The sequence below is a fragment of the Rhizorhabdus phycosphaerae genome (assembly GCF_011044255.1).
GTDB classification, from domain to species: domain Bacteria; phylum Pseudomonadota; class Alphaproteobacteria; order Sphingomonadales; family Sphingomonadaceae; genus Rhizorhabdus; species Rhizorhabdus phycosphaerae.
The window spans coordinates 1,071,137-1,088,574 of record NZ_CP049107.1 but is presented as its reverse complement, the minus strand read 5'-3'; the positions used below and the strand labels follow the sequence as shown (position 1 = coordinate 1,088,574).

General features: G+C 64.8%; 12 protein-coding genes. 11 read left to right on the top strand and 1 reads right to left on the bottom strand.

Annotated elements, in window-relative coordinates; translation table 11 throughout:
• Window positions 1-40 precede the first annotated feature (40 nt).
• The 4 genes from G6P88_RS04925 to G6P88_RS04910 all read left to right on the top strand — a co-directional run bounded on the left by G6P88_RS04925 (window position 41) and on the right by G6P88_RS04910 (window position 6,828).
• Window positions 41-1,471 (top strand): M20/M25/M40 family metallo-hydrolase, encoded by a 1,431-nt coding sequence (locus G6P88_RS04925; RefSeq protein ID WP_165322104.1) that lies wholly within the window; start codon window positions 41-43, stop codon window positions 1,469-1,471.
• Between the two features lie 41 nt (window positions 1,472-1,512).
• Window positions 1,513-3,672 carry an LpqB family beta-propeller domain-containing protein gene (locus G6P88_RS04920; RefSeq protein ID WP_165322103.1) on the top strand — a complete coding sequence of 720 codons (2,160 nt, stop codon included), beginning with the start codon at window positions 1,513-1,515 and terminating at the stop codon, window positions 3,670-3,672.
• A 109-nt stretch (window positions 3,673-3,781) separates the two neighbouring features.
• Window positions 3,782-5,083, top strand: a complete 1,302-nt coding sequence (locus tag G6P88_RS04915; RefSeq protein ID WP_165322102.1) for an NAD(P)/FAD-dependent oxidoreductase — start codon at window positions 3,782-3,784, stop codon at window positions 5,081-5,083.
• A gap of 71 nt (window positions 5,084-5,154) precedes the next feature.
• Complete coding sequence (locus G6P88_RS04910; protein WP_165322101.1) at window positions 5,155-6,828, top strand: DUF885 domain-containing protein; 1,674 nt, start codon at window positions 5,155-5,157, stop codon at window positions 6,826-6,828.
• Window positions 6,829-6,921: 93 nt separating this feature from the next.
• Here the strand turns inward: G6P88_RS04910 and G6P88_RS04905 are convergent, their stop codons facing one another.
• The gene (locus tag G6P88_RS04905; RefSeq protein ID WP_165322100.1) at window positions 6,922-8,442 is read right to left on the bottom strand and encodes a globin-coupled sensor protein; all 1,521 of its coding nucleotides are present in this window, start codon (window positions 8,440-8,442) and stop codon (window positions 6,922-6,924) included.
• Between the two features lie 291 nt (window positions 8,443-8,733).
• On the opposite strand from G6P88_RS04905, the gene G6P88_RS04900 reads away from it, so the two are divergent.
• The 7 genes from G6P88_RS04900 (at window position 8,734) to G6P88_RS04870 (ending at window position 17,315) form a co-directional block, all read left to right on the top strand.
• Window positions 8,734-9,042: an STAS domain-containing protein gene (locus G6P88_RS04900; protein ID WP_165322099.1), complete on the top strand. Its 309-nt coding sequence runs from the start codon at window positions 8,734-8,736 to the stop codon at window positions 9,040-9,042.
• A gap of 137 nt (window positions 9,043-9,179) precedes the next feature.
• Entirely contained in the window at window positions 9,180-10,436 is a 1,257-nt protein-coding gene (locus G6P88_RS04895) for an alginate export family protein (protein ID WP_165322098.1), read from the top strand.
• Between the two features lie 149 nt (window positions 10,437-10,585).
• On the top strand, window positions 10,586-10,954 hold the full coding sequence (locus G6P88_RS04890) for a response regulator (protein WP_165322097.1): 369 nt from the start codon (window positions 10,586-10,588) through the stop codon (window positions 10,952-10,954).
• A complete protein-coding gene (locus G6P88_RS04885) occupies window positions 10,951-12,957 on the top strand; it encodes a chemotaxis protein CheA (RefSeq protein WP_165322096.1) in 2,007 nt (668 codons plus the stop codon). Before G6P88_RS04890 ends, G6P88_RS04885 begins: the two co-directional genes overlap by 4 nt.
• Window positions 12,958-12,959: 2 nt before the next feature.
• Complete coding sequence (locus G6P88_RS04880; protein WP_206335926.1) at window positions 12,960-13,457, top strand: chemotaxis protein CheW; 498 nt, start codon at window positions 12,960-12,962, stop codon at window positions 13,455-13,457.
• A 152-nt stretch (window positions 13,458-13,609) separates the two neighbouring features.
• Window positions 13,610-15,433, top strand: coding sequence for a methyl-accepting chemotaxis protein (locus tag G6P88_RS04875; protein WP_165322094.1), 1,824 nt, complete (start codon window positions 13,610-13,612; stop codon window positions 15,431-15,433).
• An 88-nt stretch (window positions 15,434-15,521) separates the two neighbouring features.
• The gene (locus tag G6P88_RS04870; protein ID WP_165322093.1) at window positions 15,522-17,315 is read left to right on the top strand and encodes a methyl-accepting chemotaxis protein; all 1,794 of its coding nucleotides are present in this window, start codon (window positions 15,522-15,524) and stop codon (window positions 17,313-17,315) included.
• Window positions 17,316-17,438: the final 123 nt, after the last annotated feature.

Below are 17,438 nucleotides of genomic sequence, written 5' to 3'. Positions count from 1 at the left end.
GCATCCCCGAGGTGCGGCCACGCCCGTTCGGAGGAATATAGTGAAAATCTCCCACGTCTCCTGCTTCGCGACCCTCGCGTTGCTCTTCGCCCAGCCTGCGACAGCGACTTCCTCGATGCCGTGGAAGTCCACTGCAGCGGACCAGCAGAGCGCACGCGCGCTGCTGGAGGAGATCGTGGCCATTCCAACGGCGAAGGGACGCGCCGGCGTCCCGAAGCTGGTCGACGTACTGGCGGCTCGCCTCACCGAGGCGGGCTTCTCAGCCGCCGATATCGTGCGCGTTCCCATCACGATCGACGGCGAGGAGACGATGGGCCTCATTGTCCGTTATGCCGGACGCAATCCGAAGCGCAGGCCGGTCGCCATGCTCGCCCATATGGACGTGGTCGATGCGCTGCCGTCCTACTGGTCGACCGACCCTTATAAGCCGGTCGAAAAGGATGGCTGGCTTTACGGTCGCGGAACGCATGACAACAAGTTCGGCGTGACCGTGCTGGTATCGACATTCGCGCGCCTGAAGAAGGCGGGCTATGTTCCCGATCGCGATCTCCTGCTCGCCTTTTCCGGCGACGAGGAGACGGGGATGTTCTCCACGCGCAAGGTGATCGCCAATCCGCTCGTCGCCAAGGCCGAGTTCGCGCTGAACGCCGACGCGGGCGGCGGGACGATAACGGCCGACGGCAAGCCGATAGACTTCGGCATGCAGGCTGCGGAAAAGACCAATGCGACGTTCGAGCTGACCGCCACCAACAAGGGTGGCCATAGCTCGATGCCGCGCGACGATAATGCGATCTACGATCTCGCGGCCGCGCTGGTGAAGCTGCGCGATCTCAAATTTCCGGTGATATTCAACCCGATCACGCGGCTGATGACCGAAAAAGCGGCGGCCGGTGCGAGCGGTGAGCTGGCGACGGCGTTGCGGACGCTGCTCGACAACCCTGCCGATGCCGACGCGATCAAGGTCGCGCGTGCGCATCCCGAGGTGGGCACCGTCCTGTGGACCACCTGCGTTTCGACAATGTTGAAGGCAGGCAACGCGCCCAATGCGCTTGCTCAGGCGGCGACGGCGACTGTGAATTGCCGCATCCTGCCGGGCACCCCTGTCGCCGATGTCCAGAAGACCATCACGGAGACGGTCGCCAATCCAGCCATTACCGTGAAGCTGGTGGGGGAAGCGGTCGAGAGCCCTGCTTCGCCGCTGCGCGCCGACGTCACCGCGATGCTGCAAAATGCGCTCAACGTAAGCTGGCCGGGTGCCAAGCTTGCCCCGAACATGTCGTCGGGCGGCACCGAGGGGCGCGAATATCGCCGCGCCGGCATACCGACCTACGGCGCCGGCAGCCTGGCGATGCAGCCGGGCGAGATGCGCGCCCATGGGACCGACGAACGCATTCCGCTCGCGTCCTTCTACAAGGAGCTCGACTATTGGGATGCGCTGATCCGCCAGCTGGGTGCTCCCGCCAAGCGCTGAACCGGATCCGCCATAAACTTCGTTCGTCCGGGACCTGAGACATGATCGCCTTTCGACGCCTGCTGCTCACGCTTGCCCTGACCACGGCGCTGCCCGCTGCAATAGCCGCCCAGGCAGCGCCGCCGGCGGTTGCGGCCACCGGAGAGGCGCTGGCTTCGATCGACGCGCTCTACGCCGATGTCAGCATCATCGGGACCTCACCCGAAGGCTTTGCCTGGTCGCCCGATGCCAGCCGTCTTCTGTTCCTGTGGAACGAGGGTGGAACCGGGCGTCGCGACGTCTGGGCCTATGATCCGGCGCGCCGCAGCAAGAGCCGGCTGACGCGTTTCGGCGACGAGGGGCAGACCGTGTCGGAGGCCGCATGGCTCTCGGACGGACGTATCGCCCTCGTCGAAGGCGGGCGCCTGCTCTTCCGGGCGCCGGACGGCACGATGTCTGCGGTGGAGGCAGTCTCCGGCGTGTCCCGCCTCGCAGTATCGCCCGATGGACGACACCTCGCCTTCGTCTCGCAGCGGGGGCTGTGGGTCCTGCCTGTCATGGGCGGTCAGCCAATACGTCTCGTCGAAGGACAGGCGAAGCTGGGGATCGACAGCTATAGCTGGAGCCGGGACGGCAAGACGCTGGCCTTTACCCTCGCGGACGAGCGCACCATGCGCGAAATCGCGATCAGCTACGATGCCGGGGGCAAGGCGCATCGCGACCTGTTCGCCCGTGCCTTTCCGGGTGATCCGACGAACATCACCTACAAGATCGGCACTGTCGCCATCGGAGGTGGAGCACCGCGCCTGCTGGAGCGCACCGACGAGGGCGATCCGATCTGGAACTACCAGCTGTCGCCCGACGGCCGACGGCTGCTGGTCAATGCCAGCGATCAGTCGATCAAGCATCATTTCATCGACGTGTATGATCTTGCGGACGGGCGTCGCAGCCGCTTCTACAGCTATGACGATCCGGCGCAGATCAGGCCCGATTGGCAGGCTGTCTGGGACGGTGACGGGAAGGGGATGTTCCTCCTGACCAACCGCGACGGATTCAACCAGATCTACCACCTGCCGCGTGCGGGCGTCGCCCCCAGGCAGATCACCCGCGCGCCGGGCGAGATCGACATGTTCCTTCTCGATGCGAAGCATGGCCGGCTCTATTACCGGGCCAATGCGCCGACCTATGCCGAGCGGCGCTGGTTCAGGACCGGAACCGGCGGCGGCCCGACGGAAGAGGTGACGCCCGGCGAAGGCACCCATGATGTGGTCTTCGCACCCGACTTCTCGCGGGTGGCAGACCGCGCCAGCAACGATCATACGCCGCCCGAACTCCATGTGCGCGCGCTCAATGGCCGCGTACAGGCCGAACAGGTCACGCGCTCGCCCCTGCCGGCTTTCTATCGGCAGCGCTGGGCCGATGTCCGCTATGTCGATTATCGCTCGCATGTCGATGGCGCGCTGCTGACGGCGCGCGTGATGCTGCCGCCCGACTTCGATCCGGCCAAACGCTATCCGATGATCGTCGGCTCGGTCTATTCCGACGCGGTACGCAACCAGTGGGGTGGGCGCACCGCGCACCCGACATGGGGTCTTGACCAGTTCCTCGTCGCGCGCGGCTACATCGTGATCAACCCGGGCATCAGGGGCAGCTTCGGACGCGGGCGCGACTGGAACAAGCCGATGCTCCACAGCTATGGCACGCTCGATATCGACGATATTCAGGACGGCGCCAGCAAGCTTGTCGACATGGGCTATGCCGATCCGAAGCGCATCGGCATCTGGGGATCCAGCTATGGCGGGTTGATGACGCTGATGTCGCTGTTCAAGAAGCCGGGCTTCTATGCGGCTGGCATCGCCGGCGCCCCGGCCAGCAATGTCGCTCATGCCTATCCCGAACAGCAATGGATCATGGGCCCGCCCAACGGCCCGGATTATCCGGCGCGTTACGAGAGACAGTCCGCGCTTTATCAGAGCCAGGGCCTCGCCGACCCGTTGATGATCATCCACGGCGCGCGCGACGAGGTCGTGCTCTACGCCGACACGATGGCGTTGACCGAGCGCATGATCGGGCAGGGCAAGCTGTTCGAGCTCGTCACCCTGCCGGGCGCGGGCCATCCCTGGGATATGGAAGGCCTGCCGCAGACGCGCTTTGCCTTCCGCAAGATGGTGGAATTCTTCGATCGCCATCTGCGTCCCGCCGATCCGGCCGCGGCCCGCTGAGCGCCCGGCTTGACAGCGGCAATATGGCTCAATATCGCGTGAATATGCACATATATTGTAGCCTTCGCTGTTTCGATCCTGTCGTGCCCGCGGCGTTGGTGCGCCCTGCATGACCGACCGATCGCCCGCGCGGGAGATGTCCGTTTGGGAGGCGTTGACGTCAGCGCCCGCACGGCGCCCGACGGCGCGCGGGCAGCTCGAAGCCGACGTTGCCATTATCGGCGGCGGCGTGGCGGGCCTTTCGACAGCTCTTCACCTTTCCGAGCGTGGCATGGGTGTCGCACTGGTGGAGGCGCAGAGTTTCGGCGCCGGCGCGACGGGCGCGAGTGCGGGCGTAGTCGCGCCGCAGCTGACGAAGACGACGCCAGACGCCGTCCGCAAGAAATTGGGCGAGGACCGGTCGTCGCGATTGTTGCGGTTGATTGCTGAAAGCGGCACGCACCTGTTCGATCTGGTCGCCCGCCACCACATCGACTGCGCGGCCGTGCCAGCTGGTTTCATCGCACCGCGCATGGGCGCGAACAGCCTGACGGTCCTTCAGGATGTCGTGCGCCAATGGGCGCCGATCCGGACGGATCTGCGCATCGCCGACATGGAGGAGGTGACGGCGCTGACGGGTTGTCGCGGCTATCGCGCCGCGCTGGTCGATTCGACCGGCGGCGGCATCGACCCGCTCGCGCTGGCACGCGGGCTGGCCGATCGCGCGGAGGCCCTCGGCGCCCGTCTGTACGAAGGGACTCCCGCCCTGCAACTGGGACGGGCGCCGGGCGGCTGGAAGATCGTCTTGCCCGATGGCGAGATCGTGGCGCGACGCGTGATCGTCGCCGCCAATGCCAGCAATGGCGGCATCCATCGGGCCCTGCGCGGCACGATGCTGCCGCTGCCGGTGGTCGAAGTGGCAACCGAGCCTTTGCCTGCCGCGATGCGGGCGCGCATCCTGCCGGGCAACCAGGCGCTTACCGATCTCGAACTCGATGTCTTCTCGATCCGCTACACGATCGACGGCCGGCTCGTCACCGCCTTCCCGTCGAGCAATGGCGGGCTGCCGGAGGAGCTGGAAGAGAAGATCAACCGGCGCCTCGAAGAGACGCTGGTCGTGCATCAGCCGCTGCGAATCGACTATGCCTGGCTTGGTCAGGCGGCGGTGAATGCCGACCTCATTCCGCGCATCGTTCGTCTCGACGAAGGGCTGCTCGCCGTGCAGGCGTGCAATGGCCGGGGGCTTGGCATCAACACGATATTGGGGCGCGAACTGGCGGCCTATCTGCTCGGCGACCGCAAGCTGGCACAGCTTCCCATTGCGGACGCCCGGCCGATCTCCGGATTTCTGCTCGCTCGGCACATTCCGCGCATGTTGCTGGCGACAGCGCTGTTCGCGAAGCAGCTTAGGCGTCGTCTGGGGATGGCGTAGGCGGCAGCGTGGAGTAGGAAGGACGACCGTCGAAGGCTGAGCCGACGAGGTCAGGACCAGGGAGATATTCGATGCTGCGCACAAGACTCCTCCTCGGCTGCTGCGCGATGCTGTCGGCGACGATCCACGCACCTGCCTCGACTGCGGCGACTCCTTCGATGCCGGCCGCCCAGAGCGAGGTGCCCGCCGCTCTGATTGCGCTCGCCGAGGGGTGGCGGCGCTTCGCGCAGCCGGAGTTTGCCTCGGGCGCACCCGACTATGGCCCTGAGGCCCTTGCGCGCAAGCGGGCCGGACTGGTCGAATGGAAGATCCGCCTCCAACGGCTCGACCGGACCGGCTGGACACAGCGGGCGCAGGCCGATGCGCAGCTGCTCGAAGCCGAGATGAACGGCCTCGATTTCGACCTGCGCGTGCGACGGCCCTGGGCACGCGATCCCAGCTATTTCGCAACGGTATTTGGTGAGGAAAGCGACGTTCCCGCGCATGAGGGGCCGTCAGCCGATGTGATCGACCTGTTCCGGTACGAGTGGCCGCTGTCGAAGGCAGACGATGCGCGACTGACGGTGCAGATGCGCTCGGTGCCGCTGTTGCTGCAACGTGCGCGGATATGGTTGGCGGACGGCAATGCGGCGGACCTTTGGCGCTATGGCGACCGGGCGCTCGGTGAACAGGCCGCTGTCCTGTCGGCGCTGCTCGACGGCAGTCTTTCCATGCGGACACTGGAGGGACAGAAGGCCGCATCGCTGAAAGGAAGCTCGCCGGCGTTGCGCCGTGCGGTGACCGAGGCCCGTGATGCGACGCTGGCCTTTGCGGCATGGGTCAAGGCGCAGGCACCGTCCAAGACCGGACCGTCGGGCGTCGGCAAGGCCGATTACGACTGGTACATGAAGCATGTTCAACTCCTCCCCTATGACTGGGAGGCGCAGCGGCAGATGCTCCAGCGCGAGCTCGACCGGGCCTGGGCGGGGCTGCGTCTGGAGGAGGCGCGCAACCGCAACCTTCCACCGCTCGCCGCGATCGATGATCCCGCCGCCTACCGCCAGTTCGCCGAACGGAAGATGGCCCGCTTCACCGATTTCCTGGTTGCCAACCGGCTGATGGCCGACAAGCCCTATTACCGGGCGGCGCTGGCGGCGCAGACGCTGAACTATGTTCCGCCCGAGCGGCGCAACTTCTTCTACCACGTGACCGCGCTCGACCCATGGCCGCTCTATTCGCACGACATCCACTGGATGGAACTCGCGCGGATCAAGCATGAGCCGAATGAAGATCCGATCCGCCGGACCGCGCCCCTGTTCAATATCTTCCAGTCGCGCTCCGAAGGCTTCGCGACCGCGCTCGAAGAGATCGCGATGCATGCGGGTCTCTATGACGAGGAGCCGCGTGGCCGGGAGCTGGTGTGGATCATGCTGGCCAATCGGGCTGCGCGGGGCCTCGCTTCGCTGCATGTGCAGGCGAATGAATGGACCCTCGCCGAGGCGGGGCGCTTCCATGCGCGCTGGACGCCGCGCGGCTATTCGGATCCCGACAACCCGCTTGTCGGGTTCGAGCAGCTGCTCTATCTGCGTCAGCCGGGCTACGGCACCAGCTACATCACCGGTAAGCTCGAGCTCGATGCGCTGATCGCGGACGCTGCGGCAGCAGACGAGAAGCGCCCGGCGGCTGACATAGTGGCCGATGTCTTCGGGACGCTGAACCGTGAAGGGGCGGTACCCTTCGCGCTTTATCCCCGCCGGACCCGCTGAGGCGGCGCGGCGGGTCGACCTGGCCCTTTGGCCCTTGTCGATCCTGCCGCGCCGCGCTCCGGGGGACGGTGAGATGTTGGCGGGACGTCGGCCTCAGAAGCTCGACCAGTCGTCCTCTTCCGCCTTCAACGCGAGATTGCCCGTGACTCGAGGCGCGGCTGCGATCTTCCTCGGGGCAGGGGCGGGGGTTGGGGCCCGCGCTGGCACGACCATGGCATTGCCGCCGAACTGAAAGCGCGCGACCTGCTCGGAGAGCGTCTGTGCCTCGTTGGCCAGGTTGACCGCCGACGCGGCGCTTTCCTCGACCATCGCGGCATTTTGCTGAGTCATCCGGTCCATTTCGCCCACGGCGTCGTTGACCTGGGTGAGGCTGGTGGACTGGCTTTCCGCCGAAGTGGCGATGTCGGTGATGACTTCGCTGACCTCGCCGACGCGATCGACGATGCGGGTCAGCATCCGGCCGGTTTCTCCGACCAGCTTCACGCCGATCTCGACCTGCTCGGTGCTGTTGGTGATCAGGTTCTTGATCTCCTGTGCCGCTTCCGCGCTGCGCTGCGCGAGCGCCCGCACTTCGTGGGCGACGACAGCGAAGCCCTTGCCCGCATCCCCTGCGCGCGCGGCCTCCACCCCTGCATTCAGGGCGAGAAGATTGGTCTGGAAGGCGATGCCGTCGATCACCGAGATGATCTTAGAGATTTCGCCCGACGAGCGCTCGATCGCGTCCATCGCGCTGACCGCCTGCTTGACCACGGCGCCCCCCTCGGTCGCCTCCTTGTGGGTCTTGGCGATCGAACTGTTTGCGGCGGCCGCGTTCTTTGCGGTTTGCTGCACCATCGCGGTCGCCTGACGCATCGCTTCTGCGGTTTCGGCGAGCGAAGCCGCCTGCTTCTCGGTGCGGGCCGCGAGGTCGTCCGATCCCACACGGATCTCGCTGCTGCCCGAGGAAATCATGTTCACGCTGGTGCTGACCGCCTGCAGCGTGTCGCGTAGCGCCTCGATCGCGGCGTTGAAGTCGCGCTCGACCTGGGCATATTCGGCCGGAAGTCCGGACATGCGGGCGGTCATATCGCCCTCCGCAAGCTGCGTCAGTGCAGACCCCATCTGCCCCAGGACCACCGCGCGCACCTTTTCTTCGGCGTTCACGAAGTAGGTCGACAGGGCGATGTCGATGTCGAGCAGAGCGACCTTGATAAGCGCGGATACATCCTGTGCCAGTCGGCGCTGCGACGGCAGCCAGCCGAGCCGGCCGGACGTCACCATGTCCGTCACCAGTTCTTCCAGGATGACCGCATAGCCGCCGACATACCATTTCGGCTCGAGACCGATGCGCGCATGCACGCGTCCGACGCCGACGGCGCGCTGATAATAATCCTCGGTGAGGCCGTCACCGAAGACCTTCATCCAGTGGCTGTTCTGTGCCGCCTTCGCATGTTCGAGCATCCCGTCGCTCGAAAAGAAATGAGTCAGTTCCGGAAAGTTCTTCACCTTACTGTAGAACTTCTCGAGAGCTCCGCCAACGTAGCGCGAGAGTGCGCTCCTGACGCTGTGAAAGGCCGATGTGTCGGCTTGTTCGAGACCGTAAAATTTAAGGCGTGCCTGCAACTCCGGATTCATCGCACCGTGCTCCCGTTGTGTAGAAACGCATCCCCGGGAGCCGTGTTGTCGAACCCAGGTAAATATATCGTGTAATTCCCCCTGGTCGATGAAGGTCGGTCAGCAAAATCTATAAGTATATATACTGATTAACGCGGCATTTACGGTCAAATTTCAGACTGTGTCCGCCCTGTTTCCCGCATAGCCAGATCACCTTGATCTATGTGTCTTTTTCTTTCTGAAAAGAGCCATCCTTAACGGGGTGTTTACTCGGAAAGACTAAGGGCGAGATCTCCAAAGAAAGAGGTCGCTGTGGGTATCGTCGTCACGCTCCAGGAAAAGGTCAATCTGCAGTCGATTGCCGCTGTGCAGATGCAGATCGTCGAGGCCATCGAGGCCGATGCAGATGTCGCCCTCGACATATCCGGTGTCGCGGATGCCGATCTGTCCTTCGTGCAACTGCTCGAAGCGGCCCGCCAATATGCGACCCATGACAACAAGCTGTTGAGGCTGACGCAGCCGGCGTCGGCAGACTGCGCCGCCTTGCTCGCCCGCGCCGGCTTTCTTCCGGGCTCTCCGGAGACGATCGATTTCTGGTTCCAGGGGAACGCCCCCGAATGAGCGCGGCACCGTGCTCCTCGACACCGGCCATGCGTGCTGCGCGTAGGATCATCGGGCAGCCGTCACCGCTTCGCGCGCGCGCGGTCGTACTGACCGCCCGACGGGGCCGTCCTTCGCTTCTGCGGACAGGGTCCAGCATGGCGTCGGCCTGCCTGTGTTTCGGAGTCGCGCTGCTGCCTGCCCCTGCGCGGGCCGCCAATCTCAAGCCGATCGTCGACCTGCGTTTCCGCTATGAGGGCGTGGACCAGAAGGGCTTCGACAAGCCGGCCGATGCGACAACATTGCGCGGCCGCCTGGGCGTGGAAGCCACGCAGGGGCCCCTCAGCCTGCTCGTCGAGGGCGAGGCGACCCTCGCGCTGGACGAAAGCTATTTCAGCGGGCTCAACCGCAAGACCGACCGTCCCCTGGTTCCGGACCCCGAGAATGTCGAGCTGAACCGGGCCCAGATTCAATACCGGAGCGAGGTCTTCACCTTCACGGGCGGGCGTCAGCGCGTCATTCTCGACGACCAGCGCTTCATCGGGACCGCCGCATGGCGCCAGAACGAGCAGACTTATGACGCCGCGCGGGTCGAGTGGCATCCGACGCCGAAGCTGAAGGTGGATCTCACCTATGCGTGGGCGCTGCGTACCGTCTGGGGCGTCGACGGTGGAGCGCGGGGCTTCGTCACCCGCCCGCAGGCGATCGACGGCAACAACATCTTCGCTCAAGTTTCGGCGGCCACGCGCCTGGGCGCGCTGTCGGGCTTCTTCTATCGCATCGAGGAGAATGAACCCTCACAGATTCTGCGGCGCAACAGCTCCGACAGCTATGGCGCCAGCCTGGTCGGCAGCCGCCCGCTCGGCGCCGGGTGGAAGGGGGGCTACAGCCTTCGCTTCGCGCATCAGCAGGATAACGGGGTCAACCCGCTCGACTATGCCGCAGACTATTTTCTTGTCGAGGGCGGTCTCGAAAAGGGCGCCTGGAAGCTGGGTCTGGGCTTGGAGCAACTGGGTGGCGACCGCTCGGTCGTGACCAAGGCGGGCGGAACCCCGTTCGCGGCGGGCTTCGCCTTCCAGACGCCTTTCGGGCTGCTGCACAAATTTCAGGGTTGGGCCGACAAATTCGTCGCGACGCCGCCACTTGGCGTTGCCGATCATTATGCATCGGTCGGCTATGGCTGGCAGCATGTCGGCCCGTTCGACACGGTCGCCGCGATCGCGATCGCGCACCACTTCAGGAGCGCCGAGGGCGATGTCCGTTACGGCGACGAGGTCGACCTCCGTCTGACCGCGACGATGGGGCGCTACGCCTTCCTGGTCAAATATGCCGATTATCGCCGGCATCGTCAGCCGAGCTTTCCGGGCGATGCGACGGTCAAGAAGCTGTGGGTGTCGGGAGAATGGATATTCTGACCGAGGCCAGCATGCTCCACGAGAGCTTCTCGGAAGAAGTGCGCAAATACAGTCGGATAGTGGTTTATCCGATCTTAACCAGACGGGGATAAGATGTCGATCAAGGCATTTGGGAATGAAAGCTCGATAGCATCGAGGGAGATCGTTGGATGACTGCTTCCATTTTGACGGTGGATGACTCTTCGAGCCTGCGCATGGCGACGCGTATCGCCCTGTCGGGTGCCGGCTACACGGTGACCGAGGCGGCCGACGGTCGAGAGGGCCTGACCAAGGCGCAGGACCGCAAGTTCGACATGATCATCACCGATCTCAACATGCCCAATATGGACGGCCTCAGCATGATCCGGGAGATCCGGAAGCTGCCGATCCAGGCGGGCACGCCGATCATCTTCCTGACCACCGAATCCGACGATGCGGTGAAGCAGCAGGCGAAGGCGGCGGGCGCGACCGGCTGGCTGGTCAAGCCCTTCGTCCCCGACCAGTTGCTCAAGATCGCCAAGAAGGTCCTCGGTCGATGAGCGACCAGGATCCCGTCGCCGCATTCCGGATAGAAGCGGCCGAACTTCTCGATCAGGTGGAGCAGGCCCTGCTCGACCTGACCCACAGGCTCGACGACAAGTCGCTGATCGACGCCACGTTTCGCGGCCTGCACACGCTGAAGGGATCGGGCGCGATGTTCGGTTTCGACCGGCTGGCGACCTTCACCCATCATTGCGAAAGCGCCTTCGACCGCGTGCGCAAGGGCTTCGTGCCTGCGACCGCCGAACTGGTCGCGGTCATTCTCTCCGCCATGGATCACATGCGCGCGCTGGTCGATAACGAGGCTGCAGCCGAAGAAGCGGTCGGGTCGGCCATTCTCGCCCGTCTGCAGGATGCGATCGGTGACGCGGGCAGCGCGTCGGCGGCGCCGGTGTCGGTCGATACGGACGCTGCGCCGGGTGACGTGCGCGCCGCGGGCTGGAAGCTCTTCTTCCGGCTGCCGCCCGATGCGATGGCAAACGGCACCAATCCGCTGATGCTGCTCGACGAGCTGCGCGACCTGGGCGAGTGCACCATCACCGCGCGGACCGACGCGATCCCGCCCTTGCCGGATATGGTGCCGACCGAATGCCATATCGGCTGGGACGTCGAACTGCGCGGCGACATCGAACGCAGCGCGATCGAGGATGTCTTCCTGTTCGTCATGGACGACATGGAAATGCAGCTGGAACCGCTTGGCGATACAGTCGGCGAGCATGTCGACAGCGCTGGCCCGGCACAGGTCGCGGTCGTGCAGGCGGCCGATACCACCGGCCCGACCGGCGAGGCTGCCGCGCGGCCGGGTGCCAAGGCCGGCGAGAGCGTTCGCGTTCCCGCCGAGCGCCTCGACATATTGATGGACCGCGTCGGCGAGCTGGTGATCGTGCAGAGCCGCCTGTCGCAGCTTGCCAATGGCGGCGCTTCCGGGCCGGCCGGCGAACTGGCGCTGCGGTCGATATCCGAGGAGATCGAACGGCTCGCGAGCGAATTGCGCGACACGATGATGGTCCTGCGCATGGTGCCGATCGCGGCGCTGTTCGGTCGCTTTCGTCGTCTCGTCCATGATCTGTCGCGGGAAACCGGCAAGACGATCGATCTGGTCACCAGCGGCGAGAGCACCGAGGTCGACAAGACCGTCACCGAGCGGTTGGCCGACCCGATCGTCCACCTGATCCGCAACGCCTGCGACCATGGGCTCGAAACGCCCGACGAGCGTGTCGCCGCCGGAAAGCCGCCGGCGGGACAGGTCCGCCTGGCCGCACAGCAAGCCGGTGGCGAAGTGCTGATCACGATCGAGGATGACGGGCGCGGCATCAACCGCGAGCGCGTGCGTGCCAAGGCCGAAGCAAACGGGTTGATCCAGCCCGGCCAGATCCTGACCGATCAGGATCTGCTCCAGATGATCTTCCACCCCGGCTTTTCGACGGCGGCGCAGGTCACCAACCTGTCGGGACGCGGTGTCGGCATGGACGTGGTCAAGCGGACCATCGAGATGCTGCGCGGGACGATTGACATGGTCAGCGAGGAGGGGCGCGGCTCGCGCATCACCCTGCGTATCCCGCTGACGCTCGCGATCATCGAAGGCCTGCTCGTACGGGTCGGCGACAGCCGCTACGTCATTCCGCTGGCGGCGGTCGAAGAGTGCCTCGAACTGTCGCTGGAAGAGGATCTGCGCTCGCGCGGTCGCAGCATGATCCAGGTGCGCGACACGCTCGTGCCCTTCATCCGCCTGCGTGAGCTGTTCGACACGGGCACGCGCCCGGACCCCTATCAGAAGATCGTGGTCATCACGACCGGGGGCGAGCGCGTCGGGCTGGTGGTCGATCAGATCATCGGCAGCCACCAGACCGTGATCAAGTCGATGTCCGTCCTGCATCAGGATGTGGCGAGCTTCTCCGGGGCGACCATCCTCGGCGACGGCGGGGTCGCGCTGATCCTCGACGTCGTCCAGCTGGTCGCGCTTGGACAGAACCGGGAGGAGCGGCTTCGCGCCGCTGGATGAACATGCTTGAACCCGAAAAGACAGCCTGGGACGACGCCGGCAACCTCGAGGTGCTCACCTTCGACATCGGCGAGGAGAAATTCGCGCTCGAAGCCGTGATGATCCGCGAGATCCTGGATCTCCTGCCCGAAACGAAGGTGCCTGGCGCCGCCGATCTGGTGGGCAGCATCGTCAACTTCCGCGGCAAGATCATCCCGATCGCCGACCTGCGGCTGGCCTTCGGCATGCCGCAGGAGGAGCCGGGTGCCGACAGCCGCATTGTCGTGATCGAAACCGAGATCGAGGGCGAGAGCATTCAGCTCGGCATCCGCACCGATCGGGTGCACGAAGTCGCCACGCTCAGCCGCGCGTCGAGCGCCGAGCCACCGATGGTGGGCATGCGCTGGCGTCGGGAGTTCGTTCGGGAACTGGTGCGAGAGTCCGAGGGCGTGGTGGTTCTTCCGGACCTCGATGCGATCTTTGGATCGATGTCGGGACGCGGTCAGGCAGCTGCCTTGTGACGATCACTTCGCCGGACGGGAAGGGTAGCGGAAGCCGCCCTCCTGATCGGCGCGCCGCCGGGCGGCGGCACATCAGAGATGAAGGCCCGGACGGGGGGGCATACCCGTTCGCTTTCGAAACAATATCGCCAATCGGCGGACGGAGCTAATTAATGCGCGCGACAATCAAGATGAAGCTCGGTGTGACCTTTGCGGTCCTACTGCTGATGCTGGCAGCCGTGGTCGGCGTCGCCATCACCAGGATGAGCGTCCTCAACACTGCGATCACCGACATCATATCGGGGCCGGCGGCCCGCCTGTCGCTCGCCCGCGAACTGGCGACGGAAACGAACCGCCTGCTGCGTCGTGAGAAGAATGTCGTCCTGGCGCGGGATCTGGAAGAGACCAAAAAATTTGACCAGACCTCGGGAGAAACGGTCGAGAAAATCGGTCCGATGATCGATCGCGGCATCGAGATGGCCAGCGAGGAAGGCAAGCCGCTTTGGCTGAAGGTCAAAGACCAGTGGAAAGGCGTTGCCGATCTCAATGCGAAGGTTCGCAGCTTGAGCCTCGAAGGCAAGAAGGCAGAGGCGGGGCTCGTGACTATGGTCGAATCGCGCAAGGCCGCGAATGACATGGAAGACACGATCAACAGCATCATCGATCTTCAGACCGAGCAAATGCGCAAGGCGGACGAGGACACCAACGCCCTCTATGCCAACGCGCGTGCCACTCTGTTGGGGACCGCTCTTGTCGGCTTCCTGATCGCGCTCGGCAGCGGGATCTGGATTTCGCTGACCGTATCGCGGGGCCTGGGTCGCGTCAGCGAGGTGATCGGCGCCGTCGCCGTTGGCGATCTCAACAATAGCGTCACCATCACGAGCAACGACGAGATCAGGGACCTGGTCGACGTCGTCGAGGGGATGACCGCGAATCTGCGCAAGACCGCCGACATCGCAGACAAGATTGCTGCTGGCGACCTGACCGTCGAGCACAAGGCTCTGTCCGAGCAGGACCGGCTGGGTCACGCGCTGATCGAGATGATCGACCGGCTGCGCAGCGTCGTGTCCGATGCCACCGCAGCTTCCGAAAATGTGTCGGCAGGCAGCCAGGAACTGGCGGCCAGCTCGGAACAGGTGTCGCAGGGTGCCACCGAGCAGGCGGCCTCGGCCGAGGAAGCCTCGGCGGCGATGGAAGAGATGGCGGCGAACATCAAGCAGAACGCCGACAACGCTGCGCAGACCGAGAAGATCGCGCGCCAGTCGTCGAAGGATGCCGAGGCTTCGGGTGTGGCGGTCGAGAAGGCTGTCGGCGCGATGCGCACGATTGCCGAGAAGATCGGCATCGTTCAGGAGATCGCCCGTCAGACCGACCTGCTCGCGCTGAACGCGGCGGTCGAGGCTGCCCGTGCCGGCGAACATGGCAAGGGCTTCGCGGTGGTCGCTTCGGAAGTGCGCAAGCTCGCCGAGCGCAGCCAGGCGGCAGCCTCCGAGATCGTCGCCGTGTCGTCCGACACGGTCAAGGCTGCAGCCGATGCGGGCGAGATGCTCACCCGGCTGGTGCCCGACATCCGTCGGACCGCCGAGCTTGTCTCCGAAATCAGCGCCGCGTGCCGCGAGCAGGACATCGGCGCCTCGCAGATCAACGAGGCGATCCAGCAGCTCGACAAGGTGACCCAGCAGAATGCCGGCGCGTCCGAGCAGATCTCGTCGACCTCTGAAGAACTCGCGGCGCAGGCCGAGGAGCTCCAGGCCAGCATCGCCTATTTCCGCGTCGATGCGCGCGGTGGTTCGCGCGCTGCCCGGCCGATCAGCGCCAGCCGACCCGCGCCAGCAAAGGTATCAGCAAAGGTATCGGCAAAGTCTGCGGGCCGTACGTCGCGCAAGGCAAAGCCCAATTCGGTCGCCGATCAGCAGGCGCGCGTGAAGGGGTTTGCGCTCGATCTGACTTCTGGCGGCGCGGACGATGAAGATATCGAGTTCGGCCAGGTTGCCTGATCGGGAGGGTGCCTGTCGACGGATGCCCTCCGTTTACAGGCACCACTGACGGCAAGTCGAACTCGCTGGGAGTGGATGGAGAAAAGCAATGCGTGCAACCATTAAGATGAAGCTGGCGGGATCCTTCGCCGCCATCCTTTTGCTGATGGGCGTACTGGGCGCCATCGGCATTCTCAAAATGTCGAGCATCAACGAGCAGTCCACGATCATCACCGAGAACTGGCTGCCCAGCATGGATGCCATTCACCGCATGAACACGGCGACGTCCGATCTGCGGGTTGCACAATATAATCATGTGGTTTCGACCGATCCAGCCGTGATGGCCCGGCTCGAGACCGAGATGGCCACGCTCCAGAGCGACATCAAGAAGAACCGGGCGCGCTATGAGCCCCTGATCACGGGGCCGGAAGAGCGCGCGATGTACACCGCCTTCTCCGAAAAATATGATCGCTATCTGGAGGTATCGAACGGGTTCCTGGCCCTCTCGCGGGCTCTGCAGACCGAAGCTGCCGCGGCGAAGCTCGACGCCAGCAAGGCGCTCTACGACGAAATGTCGGCCGATCTGCTGAAACTGGTCAACTACAATGTCGATGGTGCAGGCATTGCCAGCAAGGACGCGGACGCAGCTTTTGCAGATGCCAAGAGCATCTTCCTGACCGTCATTGCCATATCGCTGGTCGTTGGCATCGCGGCCGCGCTGTGGATCGGGCGCACCGTTTCCAAGGGGCTCAGCAGCATCGATACGGCGCTCAAGGCAGTTGCCGTAGGCGACCTCACCAGCAGCGTTTCCGTGACGACCAACGATGAGATCAAGGACCTGGTCGAAACCCTCGAAGGCATGACCGCGAATCTGCGCAAGACCGCCGACATCGCGGACAAGATTGCGGCTGGCGACCTGACCGTCGAGCACAAGGCTTTGTCCGACAGCGATCAGCTGGGCAACGCCCTGGTCGAGATGATCGACCGTCTGCGGGCGGTTGTGTCGGATGCGACGGCGGCGTCGGAAAATGTGTCGGCGGGCAGCCAGGAATTGGCGGCGAATTCGGAGCAGGTGTCGCAGGGTGCCACCGAGCAAGCGGCCTCGGCCGAGGAAGCCTCGGCGGCGATGGAAGAGATGGCGGCGAACATCAAGCAGAACGCCGACAACGCTGCGCAGACCGAGAAGATCGCGCGCCAGTCCTCGAAGGATGCCGAGGCTTCGGGTGTGGCGGTCGAAAAGGCGGTCGGCGCGATGCGCACGATCGCCGAGAAGATCGGCATCGTTCAGGAGATCGCCCGCCAGACCGACCTGCTCGCGCTGAACGCGGCGGTCGAGGCTGCCCGTGCCGGCGAACATGGCAAGGGCTTCGCGGTGGTCGCTTCGGAAGTGCGCAAGCTCGCCGAGCGCAGCCAGGCGGCAGCCTCCGAGATCGTCGCCGTGTCGTCCGACACGGTCAAGGCTGCAGCCGATGCGGGCGAGATGCTCACCCGGCTGGTGCCCGACATCCGTCGGACCGCCGAGCTTGTCTCCGAAATCAGCGCCGCGTGCCGCGAGCAGGACATCGGCGCCTCGCAGATCAACGAGGCGATCCAGCAGCTCGACAAGGTGACCCAGCAGAATGCCGGCGCGTCCGAGCAGATCTCGTCGACCTCTGAAGAACTCGCGGCGCAGGCCGAGGAGCTCCAGGCCAGCATCGCCTATTTCCGCGTCGATGCGCGCGGTGGTTCGCGTTCGTCCCGACCTGCAGTGGCGAAGGTCACCCCGAAGGCTGCTGCCAAGTCTGTGCGCAAGGCAAAGCCTAATTCCGTCGCCGATCAGCAGGCGCGGGTGAAGGGCTTCGCCCTCGACCTGACCACCGGGGGCGCCGACGACGACGATGCAGAGTTCGGGCAGGTCGCCTGACGAGAAGTGAACGGAATTGGTTCTGTGGCGGCAACCGCGGATCCGGAAGGTCCTGCCGGAAGGGTGAGGCAGGGGGAGAGGACTAACGGAATTTCGGCTCGGCTTCGGGCCAAGGAGACAGGC

Coding starts and splice junctions, on each gene's coding strand:
- G6P88_RS04920 (WP_165322103.1), top strand. CDS start 1,513: ATGATCGCCTTTCGACGCCTGCTGCTCACGCTTGCCCTGACCACGGCG.
- G6P88_RS04915 (WP_165322102.1), top strand. CDS start 3,782: ATGACCGACCGATCGCCCGCGCGGGAGATGTCCGTTTGGGAGGCGTTG.
- G6P88_RS04910 (WP_165322101.1), top strand. CDS start 5,155: ATGCTGCGCACAAGACTCCTCCTCGGCTGCTGCGCGATGCTGTCGGCG.
- G6P88_RS04905 (WP_165322100.1), bottom strand. CDS start 8,442: ATGAATCCGGAGTTGCAGGCACGCCTTAAATTTTACGGTCTCGAACAA.
- G6P88_RS04895 (WP_165322098.1), top strand. CDS start 9,180: ATGGCGTCGGCCTGCCTGTGTTTCGGAGTCGCGCTGCTGCCTGCCCCT.
- G6P88_RS04890 (WP_165322097.1), top strand. CDS start 10,586: ATGACTGCTTCCATTTTGACGGTGGATGACTCTTCGAGCCTGCGCATG.
- G6P88_RS04885 (WP_165322096.1), top strand. CDS start 10,951: ATGAGCGACCAGGATCCCGTCGCCGCATTCCGGATAGAAGCGGCCGAA.
- G6P88_RS04880 (WP_206335926.1), top strand. CDS start 12,960: ATGCTTGAACCCGAAAAGACAGCCTGGGACGACGCCGGCAACCTCGAG.
- G6P88_RS04875 (WP_165322094.1), top strand. CDS start 13,610: ATGCGCGCGACAATCAAGATGAAGCTCGGTGTGACCTTTGCGGTCCTA.
- G6P88_RS04870 (WP_165322093.1), top strand. CDS start 15,522: ATGCGTGCAACCATTAAGATGAAGCTGGCGGGATCCTTCGCCGCCATC.